Source organism: Palaeococcus ferrophilus DSM 13482 (genome assembly GCF_000966265.1).
Taxonomy (GTDB): Archaea; Methanobacteriota_B; Thermococci; order Thermococcales; family Thermococcaceae; genus Palaeococcus; species Palaeococcus ferrophilus.
The window spans coordinates 1-17,658 of sequence record NZ_LANF01000009.1; the positions used below are offsets into that span (position 1 = coordinate 1).

The window sequence follows — 17,658 nt, forward strand, 5'->3', positions numbered from 1 at the left end:
ACCGTTCTCAAGGTTCGTAACGCCGAGACAGTTCGGGCCGACGAGTCTTATACCCCACTTTTTAGCCCTCTTAACGAGCTCTTCCTCGAGCTCAACCCTTCCGGCCTCCTTAAAGCCGGCAGAAATAACAACGGCGGCCTTAACTCCCTTCTCACCGCACTCGTCAATCACATCAGGAACGAATCTGGCCGGAACCACTATGACTGCGACATCGATTTTATCAGGTATCTCCTTGAGGCTCTTGTAAACGGGGAACTTCTTTCCGTTGACCTCAATCTCACCGCCCTTCACGTTAACCGGGTAAACTTTCCCATCGAAGCGAAGGGTTATCGAGCGCATTATGGCGTTTCCTACCTTCCCGGGCACGTTTGAGGCACCTATGACAGCGACGCTCTCCGGAGAGAACATACCATCCAGTGTTTTCCAGTTCATCACACCTCACCACCTGGCAGTTATGGATAATTTATCCAATCCGATGCACTTTACATTTATAAATGTTTTTGTCTCAAACGGCCAGCACACCACAAAAGTTTTTAGCTTCTTTTCGTAGCCCCTCCAAGGTGAGAGAGGTGAAGCAGACCGACAAGTACGAAGTCCTTCAGGACCTGATGAGAAGGAGAGGTTTTGCATGGGGCAGCTTTGAAATCTACGGTGGAAGCGCCGGCTTTTATGATTACGGTCCCCTCGGGGCCACGATAAAGCGCAAAATAGAGCAGAAAATAAGGGAGGCATTCCAGAGGGAGGGCTTCTTCGAGCTTGAGACGCCCACCATAACGCCCGAGGAGGTGTTCATAGCCAGCGGGCACGTCGAGAAGTTCGTGGATCCGCTCGTGGAGTGCCGGAAGTGCGGGACGCGCTTCAGGGCCGACCACCTCGTTGAGGAGGCCCTTGGGATCGATACCGAAGGCATGAGCGCCGAGCACCTCACGGAGCTCATAAGGGAGAAGGGCATAAAGTGCCCGGAGTGCGGCGGAGAGCTGGGTGATGTGTGGTACTTCAACCTGATGTTTGAGACGTTTATCGGCCCCTACAAGGACAAGAAGGGCTATTTGAGGCCTGAGACGGCCCAGGGCCTCTTCATAAACTTCAAGCGCCTCAACCACTTCGCCAGAAACCAGCTCCCCTTTGGGGTCTTCCAGATTGGCAAAGCCTACCGCAACGAGATTTCCCCCAGACAGGGGATGATACGCCTCAGAGAGTTCACGCAGGCTGAGGCTGAGATATTCTTCAATCCCAACGAGACGGAACACCCGCACTTTGAGGAGGTTAAGGACGAAAAGCTGAGGCTCTACCCGATAGAGCACCAGCTCAAGGATTTGGGCGTAATCGAGCTCACCGCGGAGGAGGCGGTTAAGAAGGGCTACGTTATGAACACCTTCTTCGCCTACTACATGGTCATGGTGAAGAGGGCCCTTCTGGACATGGGCATCCCGTGGGAGGCCGTAAGGTTCCGTCAGCAGCTGCCTGAGGAGAGGGCCCACTACTCGAGCGACACGTGGGACGTGGAGATAAGAAGCGAGCGCTTCGGCTGGGTGGAGTGCGTTGGAATAGCCTACCGCGGCGACTACGATTTGAGCAGGCACATAAAGAAGAGCGGCGAGGATTTAACCGTTCTCATCCACTACGACGAGCCGAAGGTTGTGAGGCACCTCAAAGTGAGCCTCAACATGAAGCGCGTCGGACCGAAGCTGAAAGGCGATGCGAAGAGGATAAACGATCTCATAGCCGGTTTCAACGAGGAGAAGAAGCGCGAGCTGGGTGCGCTTCTCGAAAAGGAGGGAAAGGTCACCCTCGAGGGCTACGAGCTTGAAAAGGACGACTTCATAATCAGGGAGGTCGAGGAGAAGATAACCGGCGAGAAGATAGTGCCGCACGTCCTTGAGCCGAGCTTTGGTATAGACAGGCCCTTCTACCTGCTCCTCGAGAACAGCCTCGTCATCGAGGAGGACAGGACGTACCTGAAGATCAAGAAGGACATGGCCCCCATCGAGGTGGCGGTGCTCCCGCTCGTCGCCAAGGAGCCGCTCAAGAGCATTGCCTACGACGTCTTCAGGACGCTCCAGAAGGAGGGCTTCATAGTCGTCTACGATGAGAAGGACACCGTCGGAAGGAGGTACATGCGCTACGACGAGATAGGAACGCCCTACTGCGTAACCGTGGACAACCAGACGCCCGAGGACGGCACGGTAACCATAAGGGACCGTGACACGAGGGAGCAGGTCAGAGTGAAGATCGAAGAACTCCCGGGGAAGCTGAGGGAGCTTATTTTTGGAGGTTAGCACTCCTCCTGGATTATCTTTTCCACCTCTTCTTTTAGCTCTCCAAGTTGGGAGCTAACGATAACCCATACAATCGAGAGATCAACGCCGAAATAGTGATGAACAACGACGTTTCTCAGGCCCACAACCCTTCTCCAGGGAATGGACAAATATTTCTCCCGGATATACTCTGGCACGTTTTTCGCAGCTTCTCCGATTATTTCAAGGTTTCTTAGAACTGCGTCAACGGTTTTTCTGTCATTTACGAAGGTTTCAAAGTCATACCCCTCGATGTATTCTTCAATTCTTTCGATGGCCTCCAGGATATCGGTTAGGAAGAGACATGGGTCGCGCTTAGACATACACCAACTCCCCTTTTATATGCTCCCAGAACTTCTTCCGGCTCATTGCGGCGTTCTTTGTTATGAGATCAACCTCCACTCCCAGCAGGGACTCGAGGTAGTCCTTTAAGTCCACTATCTCCCAGCCTATCGGCCTCTCAAATTCAACGAGGATGTCAAGGTCGCTGAGCTCGCCCTCCTCGCCCCGCGCGTAGGAGCCGAATATAGCTATAGTGCTAACCCCAAAGCGCGAATGGAGCTCATGTTTGTGTTCCTCCAAAGTCCTCTTGATGTCTTCTAATTTCCGCTTCATCATCTAAAGTATAAGGCTTCAAATAATAAAAATGCTTTGCCAACACCCAACAACCATTTAAAGACTTTCACCAAGTCAGGCACATGAGAACCCTAGTGCTAGCCATCATCTCCCTCTCTGCCGGCTTCATAGGCTCCCTCATGAGCGGCGGGAGCATAGTGATATTCTCCCTGCTGACCTTCCTTGGAATCCCCGTGCAGAGCGCCGTGGGGACGTTAAAGGTGGCCATAGCGGCGCTCACCCTCGTCTCGGCGGTGACCTACTACAGGGGGCATGCCCTCGATGTGAAAGCCGCTCCGTACCTCGTCACCTTCTCCATCGCGGGCGCCCTTGCCGGCAGCTACTTCTTTGCCTCCATCCCCGAGGGGGCAGCGGGAATTGTGGTGCTCCCCCTCCTTTTTGCCGGCATTTACCTCTCACTCAAAGGCGAAGTGGAGAGGGCACCCTCCAAAAGCTGGAGTGCGAACAGGCTGCGCGTTTCGGGTGTGGGATTCGTCATAGGTGCCTACATCGGAATCCTCGGCATAGCGTCCACGCTCATAGTGATAGCCGCATTGCGGGGCTTCTTCGGCATGGACATTCTGAAGGCCAACGGAACGGCCAAGGCCATAATATTCTCCAACAACCTGGTTGCGGCCCTCGTCTACGGGCTGGGAAGAAAAATCAACGGCGAACTGCTCCTCCCCATACTCGTCCCAATATGCGTGGGGGCGTGGCTGGGTGCCAGAGTCGCCCTGAAACTCGGAAGCGAAAAGCTCAGGTGGGTTTACGTAATCCTTGGCTCCGCAACTGCCTTAAAGCTCCTGAGCGAACTCCTTTGAGGGGGAAAATGAGGAAGATTCACCTGACTTATAGGCGCATTCCGAACAGGGTTCTTGAGAGGGAAGACGAGGTTATCGCGGATCTTGGAGAGGTTGTTGTGGCGAAATCCCGCTTCTCCGGCATGCTCGCCCCGCTCAAGGTGAACGGGGTCGAGGTGATCAGGAACGGCTACGGCATGCTCTACTTCGCTTTCATTGGAGAGAACTACGACATCCTCAAGGTGTACGACGAAGAGGGGAACTTTAAAGGTCTCTACATTGACGTTCTGGCCTACACGAAGCGCGATGGGGACAGCCTGGAGATGCTAGACCTGTTCCTGGACATCTTCGTCTTCCCGAACGGAGAGGCCTTCCTCCTGGACGAGGACGAGCTTGAGATGGCCCTCAACTACGGGCTGATAGACAGGGAAACCTTCGACTTCGCTTACTCCGTGGCCAGGGAGGTACTCGAAAAGCTTAAACGGAAGGACTTCCCGCCAGAAATCGTTTGGGAATACGACTGGAGGGGTTGAGATGAAGTTCATTAAGGAGACCAAGGATGGAATCGTTCTCCTCATTCATGTCCAGCCCAAAGCGAAGAAGAACGCGATTGAGGGGGTGGACGAGTGGCGCGGAAGGCTGAAGGTCAGGGTGAAAGCTCCCCCCGTTGAGGGCAGGGCGAACAAGGAAGTTGTGAAGTTCTTCTCAAAGCTCCTTGGGACTGAGGTCAGCATAGTCAAGGGGGAAACGAGCAGGGAGAAGGACCTTCTGGTAAGGGGGCTTGACGCGGAGGAAGTGAGGAAAAGGCTGGGGCTGTGAGGCCTATCGCCGCCTTATCAAAAGTGAAAAAGGGAGGGGTTCAATCACTCAAGGGCCTCAGCGAGGATTCCAACGGCCTCCTTTATCATGAGGTAGGCCTTCCTGACCTTCCAGGGCATCGGTATCCTGCCCTCGTCAGGCGTTCCGACGCTGATTGCCTCGTTGAAGAGTTCCGTCGAGTTGGCCTGAAGCTCAAGGGCGAGGGCCAGCGTTTCGTTGTCCACGCCAGCGTCGAGGGCCTTCTCGTAGAGCTCCGTGAAGGTGCTGTTCTGATTGAGGTAGAGGTAGTACCACACCTTGCCCGCCGTGTAGTAGGTTCCGTAGTCCCCGTACTGGAGGGCGGCAGCCCATCCCGTACCAACGAGCAACATTACAAGCCCGGCAATTAAAACCCGTGCCATACGCATTGGTATCACCGAATAAGCTTAGTACACAGCTCCTTTTAAAGTTTGCTCTGAATAGCTACCGGTATTGAGTAAAAAAAGCCACGGTTTGGAGTTTTTCCATTCAAATGAAGATGGCCTCTCTGCTCATCAAATCCTCCAGAAGTTCACGAACCCACGGTTTCCGGGTTCTGGTTGAGATATGGATTATCCCCTCGACCCTGACCCCGTAGCGCTCCCTCAGCTCCTCCCTAGACACGGGCTCTCTTAGAAGGAAGGGACGCTCTATTGTGAAGGCGTAGCCATAGTTCCCCACGTATTCCCTGAGCCACTCCCTGCCCTCCTCGCCGTGGACGAGGGTGAGCCCGCTAGTGTCCTTCGTGAGCTCCCATAGGGTCTCAAAATCTGCCTTAACGACCTCTCCCACCTCAAAACCGCCCGCTATAGTTCCCCTAGTCGTCAAAAGTCTGTCCCTGTCGAGGCCGAGCCTCTCAAGCGTCATCTCCAGAAGGTAGGGGCTCCCCCTGGCAATGTATAGGAAAACCGTGTCTCCCTCGCTGAACTTGCGGCTCTTCCTTATTTCGTGGCTCTTCAGGCCACGGAATATCAGCTCTCCGTAAACCTGGTGGAGTGCTATCACGTGGACGGCCATACGGAAGGAGAATTGGGAGGGGGATTTAAAAGGCTTTTGACGTCAGAGGCTGCCTGTGAGTGCCCCGAAAGCCAGGGCTCCCATGAGGGCTCCCACCGCCGTGGCGCTGAAGTTCGTCATGTCGTTGTTGAACCATCCCCTCTCCTCAAGGGTGGCCCCTATTACGCTGTCGGCATTGCAGCCCAGTACTCCCCCAATGAGCACCGAGAGGAATGCCCCAGCCCTGTTCTCGAAGAGGGGAATGGAGATAAGGGCTATTATGGCTGCTCCAATGAGGGCGAAGAGCTCTCCCTGGAGCGTAACCCCACCGTTGGTTCCCGGCTCAACGCGCCTGTGGAGGTTAGTTATGAGGCGGGGGTTCCTTCCGTAAACTTTACCGAGCTCGCTCGCAAGTGTGTCCGCGTTGGCGGTGGCTATGGAGGCGAAGGTTGCCGCCCACACCACATCCTTCTTAGTTACGTACTCGAGGACTATGAGGAGGGCCGCCACGAGGCCGTTCCCGAGGACGTTCCCCCAGCTTCTAACGCCCCTTTTTCCCTCCGCGATTTTGCGCCTGGCCTTCTCATGGTATTTGAACTTCGTGGCGAGCGTTCCTGTGAGAAGGAACACAAAGAGCGCCAGAAACGGTATCCAACCCCCAAGCTCGAGCGTTATCACACCCACGAAGAAGGCGGCCACAACACCCTTTAGGTCAAGCGCACCCTTTTTGTACACAAGAATCGCTGCAGCGGCGAGCAGTGCAGTGTCCAGTACCAGCATTTCTGTCCCCTTATTGAACTTTTTGAGAGAATAAACCCGGTTGCTTTATTACGTTTTCCCTCGACGCACGCCGAAAGGAATTACCCACCCGGAAAAAGATGAAAATGTCAGAGGATATCAAACTTAACTATGTCCGTTATGAAGGTCACGTCCATGCTGTCAATACCTTCCATCTTCGAGGATATCTGGTGTATCTTCTGCTCTATTGACTTCATGTCCTTGGGTGCCACGATGTGGAGGATCAGGTTGTGGGAACCTATAGCGCGCTCTATTATCTTCACGTCCTCGTCTTCTTTAATGCTCTCCACGATTTTCTCAACATCTGTACCCGGTTTGAACGTTATACCGAGTATCACGTACACATAGCCAAGCTTCTCAAAGTCCGGGATTACGGTGTACTTCTTTATGACGCCCATTTTCTCGAGCTTGTCCATCCTGCGGGAGATGCGCTGCCGCGTGGTCTTCAATATCTCGGCGAGTTCTTTATATGTGTACCTTGCGTTCTTCGAGAGAAGCTTGATAAGCTCAATGTCCGCCCTGTCTATTTTAGCACGCATTGGAACCACCTCTCTGTTTTACTGGCTGAAAACATATAAAAATGTTTCGGAAAATATCCAAGTGGGTGGATTAAGTTCACCTAACTTCTCACGATATGTCCTTTTTATAGCTCAAAATAGGGTCTTTTAGGGCACTTTATCGGCACATATTGTAACAAAATTTTTAAGGTGATAACACCGTAAAACTGGGAAGAGTAATCTAAAACCCCATCCTATGGTGTGCCACGTGGGGAATCCCTCTCCCTGTATTTCCCAACGCTCCCAAGGAGGCTCTTCTCGAGGTCCACCCCATAGCGGTTGGCGATGCACGCCAGTGCAAAAAGCACGTCCCCTATCTCCTCCTCCAGCCGTGCCTTTTCCTGATTCCCTTTAACACCCTCAACGGCGAGCATTGCGTCCGCGAGCTCCCCCACCTCCTCAACCAGGGCCGCGAGCATCTCAAATGGGCCCCAGTAGCCTCCGAGCTCTCGAATGAGTTCATCCACCTCGCGCTGGGCCCTCATTCTATCACCCGAAGAACTCCCCCTTGAGCTTTTCGATGTATTCCTTCAGGACTTCCTCGTTCGTCCTGTAGAAACGTAACTTACCCTCCCTGCGCTCGTGGAGGAGACCGAGCTTCTTGAGGGAACGCAGGTGGTGGCTTATGAGGGTCTGATCCTGGTCAAGGGCGTTGGCTATGAGGCACACGCACATCCAGCGCCCCATGAGCATGTTCAGGATTCCCATCCTTATCGGGTTCGAGAGGAGTTTAACAAACTCAAGGACATCGTCGTCAACCTTCACTTTAATCTCTTCCTCGGGGTCAAGCAGGCGGCACTGCTCCAGGCATCTGTTCACGCTCCTCTTCTGCTTCTCCGTAAGGTTCTCTATAAGCTCCCTGACCTTCATTCTCATTCACCAGAGAAATAAAAGAGGGCATGCTATTTAAGAATTTTCATGTGAAAATTACCTCCCGCTCATGTGCTCCCAGCCCAGTACGGGCATGGGCTCACCGTCAATGTAAACGCCCTTCCCCTCGCTCACTTTCCCTATGATGGAGAACTCGAATGATAACTCATCAGCCCTCCTGGCTGGAATTGTGAAGACCAGCTCAAACTCCTCCCCGCTTGCCAAAGCTATCTCAACGGGGTTCCTACCCAGCAACTCCGCCACCTCAATCGTCTCCTCCATTAGGGGGATTGCCCCGGAGTTAACGTCTATCCTCACCTCGCTCATCCTCGCGAGGAGATGAAGTTCCTTGGAGAGGCCGTCGCTCACGTCTATGGCCGCGTTGGCCACCCCGCTCAGTTTCGCACCCTCACGAACCCTCGCCCTCGGCTCGAGGAGCTTCCCGTAGAGCACCCTCCTTGTCGTAGGTGATACGTCAACGTCCTCCATCCAAACGAGCAAACCTGCGAGGGCCCGGCCTAGATCACCGGTAACGCAAACTAAATCGCCGGGCTTCGCCCCGGAGCGCGTGAGGGGTTTTTTCGTTATCCCCATCGCGACGCCGTCTATTATCAGATCATCGGACTCGTTGGTGTCGGCGCTCAGAACCGGAAGGCCATAGAATTCAAGCGCCCTCCCCATCCCCCTCGCAATCCCCTCCAGATACCCCCTGTCCATATCGCGGGGGACGCCGAGGGAGAAGAGGAAACCCACGGGCCTGGCCCCCATCGCGGCAACGTCGCTCACGTTCATGGTCACGGCCTTGAAGCCAACCTGCTCGGGCGTCATTATATCGGGAACGTCCGTCTTTCTAACGAGCATGTCGTTCGTGGCAACCAACCACTCATCACCGAGCCTCAAGGCCCCGGCGTCGTCTCCGAGGGGAAGGTCTCCCTGTTTTTTCAGGTGCTTGAGGAAGAGCTCGATTATCTCTGATTCCCTCATTTTAGAACCTCCTTAACACGGAGTACTTTAAAGCAGTGCCCGTTCACGCAGAGTTCCATGTTCTCATCTCTCATGGACAGCAGGTCTTTATCCCCCGTTACCAGAGCATCTACACTTCCCGCAACGCAGGCCCAGAGTATGGGATTGTCCTCTGGATCACGGGAAAGGTGAGGGCCTGTCTCGGCTTTGACCACTTTCATGAACCGCCGAATTAATGAAGCGTAGCGCTCAACGCTCTCCGCTGGGAGATTGAACTTTCGGACGAGGACAGTCCTCATCTCGTCCAGGATGTAATCGGAAACGAAGCACTCGTGGTTTCCAAGGATGCACTCCCAGAGGAGCCTCCTCTCGTTTCCGTGCCAGAAGTATGCAGAGATCAGGACGTTCGTGTCAAGGAGCAGCCTCATTCCCATACCTCACTTCCCTTATGGCCCTCTCGACGTCTCCCCTGGTTATCCCGAGCTTCCTGGCGAGCCTCTCCCCCTCGCGCAGGATTTCCTCAACGTCGATATCAAGCTTCTTCATGAGTATCAGGTCCCCCTCCTGAACCAGGAGAAGGTACTCGCCCTCCTTTATGCCCAGCCTCTCCCGCACTTCCTTCGGGATCACAACCTGTCCCTTTGAGGAAACCCGAACCACTTCCATTTTCTCACCCGTAAGAAATTCTTACTGATTCTATTTAATCCTTTCGCAGGAACCTCATCAAACTCGTCTGCCTCGGTCTGTACTCCTCGCTCTTCACATCCACCTCGATGGACTCAAGCTCCCCTATACTCGCGTTCCTTATCTCCTCCGGAAGCTTGATCTCGCCGTACTTGCCCCCTCCGCCGGGAATGACGATGAGCTTGCCCTCCCTGTAGGCCCAAACCGCTTTTGCCACATCCTCGTGAACCTCAGCCAGGGCCTCCAGGGGCGCATCAACCAGAACGCGAATCTCGCTCCCGAATTCCCTCAAAAAGCGCTCCCAGATTATTCTAACGGACTTGGTTTCAACTCCCTTCCCAATGACCATCGCTATTATCTCCGCGAGCGGGGCGAGGTGTAGGTAGGGCGGCCTGTCCTTCGGTCTCTCCTCCGTGTCGGCGAGCTCAAGGATTCTGTCCCTTACGCCCTTCTTTATCCTCCCCCCACATCTCGGGCACTTCCATTTGAAGGCCCTTGCCTCATCAAGCGAATACTTCGTGTAGCACCGGGAGCAAGCGGTGAGGTGGTACTTCCCGAGCCTCGGATCTAAACCGGCGTTGAGGACGATTCTCCTCCCGCCGCGCTTCAGGATGGCCTTCCTGACCTCCTCGAAGGTCGCCTCCTTGACCTCAAAGCGGTTGAACTCCCTTCCAAGGCGGTGGGGCATTGGGGAGTGGGCATCGCTGTTGCTTAAATAGGGGAGCTTGTGGTGGGCCCTGATTCTATCCGCCATCTCTGAATCAGCCGAGAGACCAAGCTCAAGGAACTGGATTTTTGCTCCATCGTAGGCCTCCTTCAGCGAGTCGTACTCCTTGTAGAGGCTCGTCCAGGGGGTGAAGGCGTGGGCCGGGCCGACTAGAACATCGAGATCGTTGGCCAAATCGGCGATTTCAGCCGCCGAAAGGGTGAGGTGGGGCCTTCCCTCGGTTTCAATATCTGTAGAATACGGCTTCAACCTCTCCCTCATCTCGCGGACGGCCTCGATGCTCGGAAAGATGAGAACGTGATGAACCCTCCGGTTGTCCTCGACCTCCGTCGTGAGGAGAAACCTTATCCCATCTCTCTCGTAGGTTCCTTCGTCGACTTTTTTGGCGTATCTGAGCAGTTCTTCCTCCCATTTGGGGTTGAGTATGTCGCCGGTCCCCACTATCCCCAGTCCCTTGAAGCGCGCGTTCTCCGCTAAATTGGGAATCGTCATGGCCTTTGAGACGGCCTTCGAGTGGCGGGAGTGTATGTGAAGGTCGGCATCAACCTGCACTGCCCCCACGGCTCCAGGAGTAAAAAAGTTGGTAGGGCTCACAAATAGCCCCTGTCTTCCTCTTCGCCCTGCTGGGGCATCTCCTGCTCAAGCATGGCCCTCTGCATCTCCTGAACCTTCCGCAGGATTTCCTCGGTCTCCTTGGCGCGCTCGTCGAGGGCGCTCATGTCCACCTCGATTCCAAGAACCTTAGCCACAACCTGAAGAACCGCCTTGGCGGCCTTGGCGTCAACTATGTATCCAAGGCTTTCCCCGAGGAAGCACGCGCCCCTCATTCCCCTCAGCTTCCCTATGCCGAGGAGCAAACCTGCCGCTCCAACTATCGCCCCTCCCTCGTCCTCCCTGAAGAGGACGGGAAGTCCTTCGAGAATGGGCTTGTACTCCTCCTTCGTCTCAAGGTCGGTGAAGGAGACGAGGACCTTGGGCTCCCCCTGAAGTTCCGGCACCTGGAAACCGCCCATTGTGATGATCTCCTTCGCGCCGAACTCCGCAACGAAGTCGAGCATCTTTCCCACGACCTCAAAGTGGCCGTAGCTGTCCGTCGGGGGCACCTGGGTGTCGCCCGTTATGATTATGAGGTCCCTTCCGTTCTCGTTCTTCCAGTAGTAGAACTCGTTTCTCATGAGCTCCACGGTGGAGTCCTTTCTCACGAGAACCTGGTGCATGAAGTGGGGGGAGTAGAGGTCGGCGAACTTCTTCGCGTTGAGCTCCTGTATCAAGTGCTCCGCGGCGAGCTTTCCAACAAGGCCTATGCCCGGTAACCCCTCTATGAATATGGGGTCGTTGAGCCTGGGCCTCTCGTGAACCACTATCATGGTTTCCCTCATTTTTTCACCCCAATTCCAAGGATTTCCTTCTTAAGCCTCCTTCTGTATTCCCCGTAGGGGTCCTCCGGCGAGAACTTGGGCGGATGGGCCACCTTCGTCTCGGCCCCGCACACCGGACAGACCTCTTTGAGGGTGTAGCGCCCGCATTCAGGGCACTTCCTTATGCGCCACCTCATTCGCCTCTCCTCTTTATCTTCTTTATCTTCTTCTCCTTCCTTATGAGGCTGGCCTCTCCTCCGGCTTTCTTGATGACGCGGAGTATCTCCTCGGCGATGCTCTCAAGAACCTCCTCCGCCTTGTAATAGTCGGGCGCGGTCACGTCTATTCTGTAGCGCGGCGCTCCCTGGTAGGAGAACTTGACCTCGACCTCTTCCTCCTTGTTCGCCCTGTCGCGGGCCTTTATGAGCGCCTCCTTTATGACCTCCACGCCGTTGGGTGTGGGAACCGTTATCTCGAACTCGGCATCTATAGTAACCGTGGGTATCTCAACGTAGGCCGAGATGACCTCGTAGAGGGGGTCAATCCACTCCTCCGGGATGAGACCCTCAAGAACCCCTTTTCCGTTCTGGGCGGCGTCCTCAAAGGCCGCGTAGACCTCCCCGTACTCCTCCTCCAGGGGAACCCAAACGGCGTTCCAGGCCTCGTTGAAGCTCTTCCCTATCTTCTGGGCCACCATCTCAAGGAGTTTCTCCGCCTTCTGGGCGCGCTTGTACTCCTGGAGCTTGGCCTTCCTCTGCTGTTGGTTAACACGCTTGAGGCTGAGGTCTATGTGTCCCTTGCTGAGGTCAACCCTTATGACCTTGGCAACGACCTTCTGACCCTCCTTGAGGTAGTCCCTTATGTTCCTCACCCAGGTGGGGGCCACCTCGCTTATGTGCATGAAGCCGTCCTTTCCGGGATACTCATCAAGGCTGAGAAACGCTCCATAGTGATGGATGTTCTTAACGGTCGCGACAACAAACTCTCCCTCCTCGGGATAGGGTTTGCTCTTCCTCGGCATTTATCATCTCCTCCTTTTCGTCCTGAATGTATCACGACACGGGACTTTAAAAGTTAATCGGAAGGAAGAAGAGCCGGAAGGAAAAGGGAAGTGAGGTTCACTCGAGAACCTCGACGATTTTGGCCTTTATTATGCCCTTACCGCCGGTCGGCTCAACGAGCGTGGCACCGCAAACGTTGCACCTAACCTTGGTGGCGGGCTTGTTGAACACTATCTGCTCGTTTCCGCAGTCAATGCACTTGACCTTGATGAACCTTGAGCTGGGCATGGGGATGAGTCCCTTTGGAAGCTCCATTCTTCACACCTCCACGTCAACCATCTCAAACTTCTTAACCCTGAAGCCCTCTCCCTTTATGTGCGCCTTACCGCAGACGGTGCAGCGGTAGCGAAGGTCGAGCTTCCTGACGGGCTTTTCCCTTCCGGCCGGGTTCGGCCTCGGGAAACCGCGGTAACCCTTGGTGATTCTCCTGAAACGCCTCTGACCCTGCTTGAGCTCGCTCCTCTGCCTCTTCTTGACCTTCTCGACCTTGTGAACCGTGTGTTTCTTACAGTACGGGCAGTAGGTCCTTATCTTCTTTGGGAACTTCATGCTTTCACCTCCAGCGGGCAGCCCGGTGGGTTCCTCACGGACACCCCCGAGCCATGAACCCATGACAGTTCATGACACCCTAAAGGGAGAGGCTTTAAAACGTTTTTGGCGTGGAGCGAAAAGCCTAAAGTCCGAGGATCAGGGGTATCAGCACGGGCGCCAGAGACGTCAGGATGAAGCCGTGAACGAACGCGACAAGAGTAACGTCGCTTCCCCCGAACTTGACCATTACGGGGAGCGTGGAGTCCATGGTGGTGGCGCCGCCCATGCTGACGGCCAGCTCCTTTGGGAGATGCTTTATGACGAGCGGGTAAATCAGTATTGTGAATATCTCCCTCGTGAGGTTAGCCGTGAAGCCCAGCACACCGTAGAGTGGAGAATACTGGGCCAGGAGGGGGCCCGTGAGGGAGTACCACCCAAAACCGGCAGATATTGCGAGGCCCCACTTCAAGGGCACGCCCCCTATTAGGGCTGCCACCGCTCCCCCGCTCAGGGAGCCGAGGATGGTCGCGAGCGGGAGCTTAACGCCGAGGGGGCCGAGTTCCCTCAGCTCTCCAGCTATCGCCCTGTTCCTGCCCACGTCAAGGCCTATGATGAAGATAAGAAGGTAGAGGGTAAGCTCCGCGGGAAGGCCGGCCTCAATTGAAGTCCAGTGGCCGACCGCAAGCCCGAGGAGGAGCGAGAGAACCACGAGGTAGAGGAACCTCACTCCCTCCCACCCCCAATAAGGATAGCAAAGCCCAGGCTTCCCGCTATCGTCAGGAGGGCGAAGAGGACCGAGAGGAGGAGCACGCTCAGGGCGTTTATGTCGGTTTTTCCCGCCTCAACCCCCATGAAGAAGATGAGGAGGAGTAAGGTAACGCTCATCGGGGTATCAACGCTCCCCTTAAGCCTGTCGCGGAAGAGTCTGCCGATTAGGAGGCCGAGGACCAGGGGTATAAAAATGTTCATGAAGAATAAGGGGAATGCTAAGATAATAAACTTAACGGTTCAACCGCTCTCTAGCCACCCACATCCTCTGGAAGGCGGTTATCCATGCGAGCACCCCAACCACGTAGACCGCCACCTCAACGCGTCCAAACAAAGCCCCGAGTATCAGTATGAGGAGCCTCTCGGCCCTCTCGGCGATGCCAACGGCAAGGCTCCCCGCCCCGGCAAGCTCCGCCCTGCAGCGCTCGTAGCTAACCAGATAGGCCCCCATGAACGTCAGAAACGCCCACCTCCAATCCACGAGGTTGCCGAGGGCTATGCCGAAGAGCACCGCCCCATCGCTCACCCTGTCGAAGGTGGAGTCGAGGAATGCACCGAAGGCGCTCGTCTTCTCCGTCATCCTCGCGAGAGTTCCGTCGAGTGCATCGATGAGGGAACCCACTAGGAGGACGATTGCTGCCCAGAACTGCTCTCCCCTGTAGAAGAGGTAGGCCCCGAGGAGGCTTATGGCAAGCCCCAAAACCGTCACCGTGTTGGGCGTAACGCCCGCCCTGGCCAGCGGCCTCACGATGGCCTCGAGGATGCCCTTAACGTTCGAGCGGTACTTATTTAACATCCAACCACCTCATTCGAGCGTTATTACCTTCTTGCCCCTCTCCTGAGGGACTATCTTAACCTTCGCGTTCTCGAACTCCCTCTTGAGGCCCTCACCATCGAGTAGTCTATCAAGGAAGACGGCCAGCGCGGCCACCTCGCTGTGGGGCTGGTTCCCAACGCCAACGTTGTAGTGGGCCACCTCGTAAACCTCCCTCGGAACCTTCTCGGCACCGACGACGACGAGGATGTCCTCACCCGCCTCGAGGTCTCCCCTTATTTCGGGCAGGGCGTCGTCTATGTGCCTCCCATACATCGTGAGGTGGACTATCTTCCCCCGCCACTCCCTCAGGATTCTGCGCCAGTTGGGGTCGAACTCTATGGAGAAGGGGCCTCCCCACCTCTCGACAACGTCCTCAACGCTCGCCTTAACGTGCTCATCCTCCTCCGCGGCAATTATTATCCTCTCCGCCCCAAAGGCCCTCGCCGTCAGAGCCACGTGGGTCGTTATCCTCTTGTCCCTCTCCGGCCTGTGGCCGAGTCTCAAAACCGCTATCATCCAAGTCCCTCCTTTAGAACGTTCCAGTATTTCCCGAAGTCCTCTGGGTAGGGTTTACCCTTATAAAACTCGTGGATTACCTCCACCCCCTTCACAATGTCGCCGGTGGGATAATGGCTCAGGACGTAGTTAAGCTCTTCCCGGGGGGCGGAGGCGAAGAGAAAGAGGGCAAAAAGCTTGTCATTGTCATCCAGCGAGTTGATGACCTTCTCAAACTGGAGCCTGCTGTTTGGGGTCAGCCTCTCCCCGACCTTTTTGAAGATTGCATCCTCAACACCCTCCAGGAGGTGGGCACTCACATCAACGTGCTCGTGGCCGGCCAGTGTTATGGGATTGAAGGAGACGGCCATGTACCCCTCCCCGAGGAGCTGGTAGAGGCGCGGGAAGTACGGGCTTGCCATATAGTCCCCCAGCTCCCCAAAGAAGTCCCTCTCGAAGTTCACAACGTACCATTTGCCCCCGGCGTAGAACTCCGCCACAGGTCGGGCGGTGCAGTCCTTCCCATCGTAAAGCGTCACGAGCCTCGCGGGAACGTTCACTGCCTTCATCAGCCCCACAAATAGGATATCCGCCTCCGCGTAGCTTATCTTCCTCTGGGGGAGCACCTTCACCGGGTCAACCGCCGTGGTGTTGTCTCCGAGGACGTAGTTCTCCTTTATCCACCCGTAGAGCCTTTCTCCCGCTTCCACCTCAGAGGAGGCGTTCTCCACTATGGGGAGCGCAACGTTCCTGAGGCTCTCCACGTCCCCCACAATGTCTGCGTTGTATTTGCGCGCCCAGTAGCCATCCACAACGTAGGGGTTGGCTATCCAGCGGTAGTTATCACCGTACGCCTCTTCAAGGGCGCCTTCGTTTTTCCAGGGCTGCCACACGACCCTTATGGGAGCGCTCAGGGGCTTTTTCTCCATACCGCCCCCCTCGTCGTAGGACACCACCAGCGTCATGTAACCCTCGAGGGTTGAGTAGGGGGCCCTGACGGCGTAGACGACTCTTTTATCCTCGTGGGGCTCGAGTTCGAGCGGGAACACAGGGGAACTGACAACCTTAAGCCCTCCCGGAAGGTGAAGACCCACGCCCTCAACCCTAACGTCTCCCTCCCCCTCGTTGGAGAGGCTTACCTCAACCTCGAACTCCTCCCCCCCGAGGACTTCCCTCGGCGAGGCCAGCTTAACCGTTAGGTGTCCCTCTTTTGGTTCGGGAGAGGGAGGTGGAGGATTCGATGCCACAACTGTTATCAGGAACTCATGGTACTCAAACCACTTCCTGTTGAGCTCGTCCACGAAGTTGAGGCGCAGCTTTATGGGGTAAGCTCCCGGTGCAGTAGGGGCCTTTATCATCCAGACGAGCTGTACGCTCTCCCCGACTTTGAGGAGTTTGGGGAACTGGGGTTCCTGGAGAACCATAAAGCCATCGGGAATCTGGCTTAAATCCTCCATGCCCACGAAGGCCACTTTGCCCGTGTTGTTGAAATCCACGATTATGTAGAACACCTCCCCCGGGGAAACCGCGCTTCCCTCCACCGATGCTTTTATAGAATAAGGGGCCTTGTAGAGACAGCCCAAAGCGAGGACGAGTATGATGAGGGGGAGGAGGATTCTGCGCAATCCCTTCACCTAAAAGCCTATAACATGGGAGATTAATAATCTTTTAGGTGGTGCGATGATAACGCTGACGACCGACTTTGGCCTGAGAGGTCCATACGTCGGCGAGATGAAGGTGGCCATGCTCAGAGTGAACCCAAAAGCTACCATCATTGATGTGACTCATGGAATAACGCGCCACTCAATCATCGAGGGCTCCTTCGTCATGGAGCAGGTTGTTAAGTATTCCCCGGAAGGAGCCGTTCACGTCGGCGTTATAGACCCGGGCGTGGGAACCTCAAGGAGAGCGGTGGTAATCGAGGGGAATCAGTGGCTCGTCGTTCCGGACAACGGATTGGCTACGCTCCCGCTCAAGCATATCAAGCCAAAAAGGGCGTGGGAGATCGACGTTGAAAAACTGAAACGCTTCACCGGCTGGGAGGTGAGCTCGACCTTCCACGGCAGGGACGTCTTCGGGCCCGCGGGGGCGCTGATTGACAGGGAAATCTCGCCGGAGGAGTTTGCAACCGAGATTCCGCTGGAGAGCCTCATCAAACTAGACGTCGAGCCAAGGAAGGAGGGCGATACCTGGATTCTCAAGGTCATCTACGTGGACGACTTCGGAAACGTCATACTGAACCTTGAGGACTACGGAAGGCCGAGTGAGGTTGAGCTCCCCGACTTTAACCTAAAAATCCCCTACCTTGAGACCTACGGGATGGTCAATAGGGGAGAGCTCCTCGCCCTGCCCGGAAGCCACGGCTACCTTGAGATAGCCGTGAACCAGGGTTCTGCCGCCGGGAGGCTCGGCCTCAATGTTGGGGACGAGGTGAGGGTGAGGCTTATCTGATAACTTCTGGAGAAGAAAACGTTATCAGCTCTG

The 17,658-nt window shown here is 55.5% G+C and carries 28 protein-coding genes; 5 read left to right on the top strand and 23 right to left on the bottom strand.

Going from position 1 to position 17,658, the window contains the following annotated elements; translation table 11 throughout:
- Nucleotides 1-432 (bottom strand): CoA-binding protein (locus PFER_RS03025; protein ID WP_048148639.1); only part of this gene is annotated, 432 nt, incomplete at its 3' end.
- A 176-nt stretch (nucleotides 433-608) separates the two neighbouring features.
- Between PFER_RS03025 and glyS the strand changes: the two genes are divergently transcribed.
- Nucleotides 609-2,279: a glycine--tRNA ligase gene (glyS, locus tag PFER_RS03030; RefSeq protein WP_048149089.1), complete on the top strand. Its 1,671-nt coding sequence runs from the start codon at nucleotides 609-611 to the stop codon at nucleotides 2,277-2,279.
- Here the strand turns inward: glyS and PFER_RS03035 are convergent.
- Together PFER_RS03035 and PFER_RS03040 are read right to left on the bottom strand one after the other, a co-directional pair.
- A complete protein-coding gene (locus PFER_RS03035; protein ID WP_048148642.1) occupies nucleotides 2,276-2,620 on the bottom strand; it encodes a HepT-like ribonuclease domain-containing protein in 345 nt (114 codons plus the stop codon). The two genes, glyS and PFER_RS03035, sit on opposite strands and share 4 nt — an antisense overlap.
- Nucleotides 2,613-2,915 (bottom strand): nucleotidyltransferase family protein, encoded by a 303-nt coding sequence (locus PFER_RS03040; protein WP_245612417.1) that lies wholly within the window; start codon nucleotides 2,913-2,915, stop codon nucleotides 2,613-2,615. The genes PFER_RS03035 and PFER_RS03040 overlap by 8 nt, the downstream gene beginning before the upstream one ends.
- 80 nt (nucleotides 2,916-2,995) lie before the next feature.
- Here PFER_RS03040 and PFER_RS03045 point away from each other — a divergent pair, with 80 nt between their 5' ends.
- Genes PFER_RS03045 through PFER_RS03055 form a run of 3 tightly spaced genes read left to right on the top strand, consistent with a single transcriptional unit; the run spans nucleotide 2,996 to nucleotide 4,531 of the window.
- A complete protein-coding gene (locus tag PFER_RS03045; RefSeq protein WP_084593896.1) occupies nucleotides 2,996-3,733 on the top strand; it encodes a sulfite exporter TauE/SafE family protein in 738 nt (245 codons plus the stop codon).
- An 8-nt stretch (nucleotides 3,734-3,741) separates the two neighbouring features.
- Nucleotides 3,742-4,245: a DUF402 domain-containing protein gene (locus PFER_RS03050; protein ID WP_048148645.1), complete on the top strand. Its 504-nt coding sequence runs from the start codon at nucleotides 3,742-3,744 to the stop codon at nucleotides 4,243-4,245.
- A gap of 1 nt (nucleotide 4,246) precedes the next feature.
- On the top strand, nucleotides 4,247-4,531 hold the full coding sequence (locus PFER_RS03055) for a DUF167 domain-containing protein (protein WP_048148647.1): 285 nt from the start codon (nucleotides 4,247-4,249) through the stop codon (nucleotides 4,529-4,531).
- A 44-nt stretch (nucleotides 4,532-4,575) separates the two neighbouring features.
- On the opposite strand, the gene PFER_RS03060 is transcribed toward PFER_RS03055, so the two are convergent.
- From PFER_RS03060 to PFER_RS03155, 20 genes are all read right to left on the bottom strand, one after another.
- Nucleotides 4,576-4,947: a hypothetical protein gene (locus tag PFER_RS03060; protein ID WP_157255031.1), complete on the bottom strand. Its 372-nt coding sequence runs from the start codon at nucleotides 4,945-4,947 to the stop codon at nucleotides 4,576-4,578.
- 91 nt (nucleotides 4,948-5,038) lie between these two features.
- Nucleotides 5,039-5,566, bottom strand: a complete 528-nt coding sequence (locus PFER_RS03065; protein ID WP_048148649.1) for an ASCH domain-containing protein — start codon at nucleotides 5,564-5,566, stop codon at nucleotides 5,039-5,041.
- Between the two features lie 42 nt (nucleotides 5,567-5,608).
- A complete protein-coding gene (locus tag PFER_RS03070) occupies nucleotides 5,609-6,325 on the bottom strand; it encodes a DUF92 domain-containing protein (RefSeq protein ID WP_048148651.1) in 717 nt (238 codons plus the stop codon).
- A gap of 107 nt (nucleotides 6,326-6,432) precedes the next feature.
- On the bottom strand, nucleotides 6,433-6,882 hold the full coding sequence (locus PFER_RS03075) for an Lrp/AsnC family transcriptional regulator (protein WP_048148654.1): 450 nt from the start codon (nucleotides 6,880-6,882) through the stop codon (nucleotides 6,433-6,435).
- A gap of 212 nt (nucleotides 6,883-7,094) precedes the next feature.
- On the bottom strand, nucleotides 7,095-7,385 hold the full coding sequence (locus tag PFER_RS03080) for a MazG nucleotide pyrophosphohydrolase domain-containing protein (protein ID WP_048148656.1): 291 nt from the start codon (nucleotides 7,383-7,385) through the stop codon (nucleotides 7,095-7,097).
- Between the two features lie 4 nt (nucleotides 7,386-7,389).
- Nucleotides 7,390-7,770, bottom strand: coding sequence for an ArsR/SmtB family transcription factor (locus PFER_RS03085; RefSeq protein ID WP_048148658.1), 381 nt, complete (start codon nucleotides 7,768-7,770; stop codon nucleotides 7,390-7,392).
- A gap of 57 nt (nucleotides 7,771-7,827) precedes the next feature.
- Nucleotides 7,828-8,754 (bottom strand): thiamine-phosphate kinase, encoded by a 927-nt coding sequence (locus tag PFER_RS03090; protein ID WP_048148660.1) that lies wholly within the window; start codon nucleotides 8,752-8,754, stop codon nucleotides 7,828-7,830.
- Nucleotides 8,751-9,161, bottom strand: coding sequence for a putative toxin-antitoxin system toxin component, PIN family (locus PFER_RS03095; RefSeq protein WP_170218348.1), 411 nt, complete (start codon nucleotides 9,159-9,161; stop codon nucleotides 8,751-8,753). Before PFER_RS03095 ends, PFER_RS03090 begins: the two co-directional genes overlap by 4 nt.
- Nucleotides 9,145-9,399 (bottom strand): AbrB/MazE/SpoVT family DNA-binding domain-containing protein, encoded by a 255-nt coding sequence (locus PFER_RS03100; protein WP_048148662.1) that lies wholly within the window; start codon nucleotides 9,397-9,399, stop codon nucleotides 9,145-9,147. The genes PFER_RS03095 and PFER_RS03100 overlap by 17 nt, the downstream gene beginning before the upstream one ends.
- A gap of 34 nt (nucleotides 9,400-9,433) precedes the next feature.
- A complete protein-coding gene (locus PFER_RS03105; RefSeq protein WP_048148664.1) occupies nucleotides 9,434-10,696 on the bottom strand; it encodes a TIGR00375 family protein in 1,263 nt (420 codons plus the stop codon).
- A 38-nt stretch (nucleotides 10,697-10,734) separates the two neighbouring features.
- Entirely contained in the window at nucleotides 10,735-11,523 is a 789-nt protein-coding gene (locus PFER_RS03110; RefSeq protein WP_048148667.1) for a proteasome assembly chaperone family protein, read from the bottom strand.
- Nucleotides 11,520-11,699: an RNA-protein complex protein Nop10 gene (locus tag PFER_RS03115; protein WP_048148668.1), complete on the bottom strand. Its 180-nt coding sequence runs from the start codon at nucleotides 11,697-11,699 to the stop codon at nucleotides 11,520-11,522. The genes PFER_RS03110 and PFER_RS03115 overlap by 4 nt, the downstream gene beginning before the upstream one ends.
- Nucleotides 11,696-12,523 carry a translation initiation factor IF-2 subunit alpha gene (locus tag PFER_RS03120; RefSeq protein WP_048148670.1) on the bottom strand — a complete coding sequence of 276 codons (828 nt, stop codon included), beginning with the start codon at nucleotides 12,521-12,523 and terminating at the stop codon, nucleotides 11,696-11,698. Before PFER_RS03120 ends, PFER_RS03115 begins: the two co-directional genes overlap by 4 nt.
- 97 nt (nucleotides 12,524-12,620) lie before the next feature.
- Entirely contained in the window at nucleotides 12,621-12,818 is a 198-nt protein-coding gene (locus PFER_RS03125; RefSeq protein ID WP_048148672.1) for a 30S ribosomal protein S27e, read from the bottom strand.
- 3 nt (nucleotides 12,819-12,821) lie between these two features.
- The gene (locus PFER_RS03130; RefSeq protein WP_048148676.1) at nucleotides 12,822-13,112 is read right to left on the bottom strand and encodes a 50S ribosomal protein L44e; all 291 of its coding nucleotides are present in this window, start codon (nucleotides 13,110-13,112) and stop codon (nucleotides 12,822-12,824) included.
- 124 nt (nucleotides 13,113-13,236) lie between these two features.
- Nucleotides 13,237-13,821: a lysine exporter LysO family protein gene (locus PFER_RS03135; protein ID WP_048148677.1), complete on the bottom strand. Its 585-nt coding sequence runs from the start codon at nucleotides 13,819-13,821 to the stop codon at nucleotides 13,237-13,239.
- A complete protein-coding gene (locus tag PFER_RS03140) occupies nucleotides 13,818-14,063 on the bottom strand; it encodes a hypothetical protein (RefSeq protein WP_048148679.1) in 246 nt (81 codons plus the stop codon). The genes PFER_RS03135 and PFER_RS03140 overlap by 4 nt, the downstream gene beginning before the upstream one ends.
- Before the next feature lie 31 nt (nucleotides 14,064-14,094).
- A complete protein-coding gene (gene pgsA / locus PFER_RS03145) occupies nucleotides 14,095-14,658 on the bottom strand; it encodes an archaetidylinositol phosphate synthase (RefSeq protein WP_048148680.1) in 564 nt (187 codons plus the stop codon).
- A 9-nt stretch (nucleotides 14,659-14,667) separates the two neighbouring features.
- Nucleotides 14,668-15,195: a tRNA (cytidine(56)-2'-O)-methyltransferase gene (locus tag PFER_RS03150; protein ID WP_048148683.1), complete on the bottom strand. Its 528-nt coding sequence runs from the start codon at nucleotides 15,193-15,195 to the stop codon at nucleotides 14,668-14,670.
- A complete protein-coding gene (locus PFER_RS03155; RefSeq protein ID WP_048148686.1) occupies nucleotides 15,192-16,808 on the bottom strand; it encodes a COG1470 family protein in 1,617 nt (538 codons plus the stop codon). The genes PFER_RS03150 and PFER_RS03155 overlap by 4 nt, the downstream gene beginning before the upstream one ends.
- A 46-nt stretch (nucleotides 16,809-16,854) precedes the next feature.
- On the opposite strand from PFER_RS03155, the gene PFER_RS03160 reads away from it, so the two are divergent.
- Nucleotides 16,855-17,625, top strand: a complete 771-nt coding sequence (locus PFER_RS03160; protein WP_048148689.1) for an SAM hydrolase/SAM-dependent halogenase family protein — start codon at nucleotides 16,855-16,857, stop codon at nucleotides 17,623-17,625.
- Nucleotides 17,626-17,658 lie beyond the last annotated feature (33 nt).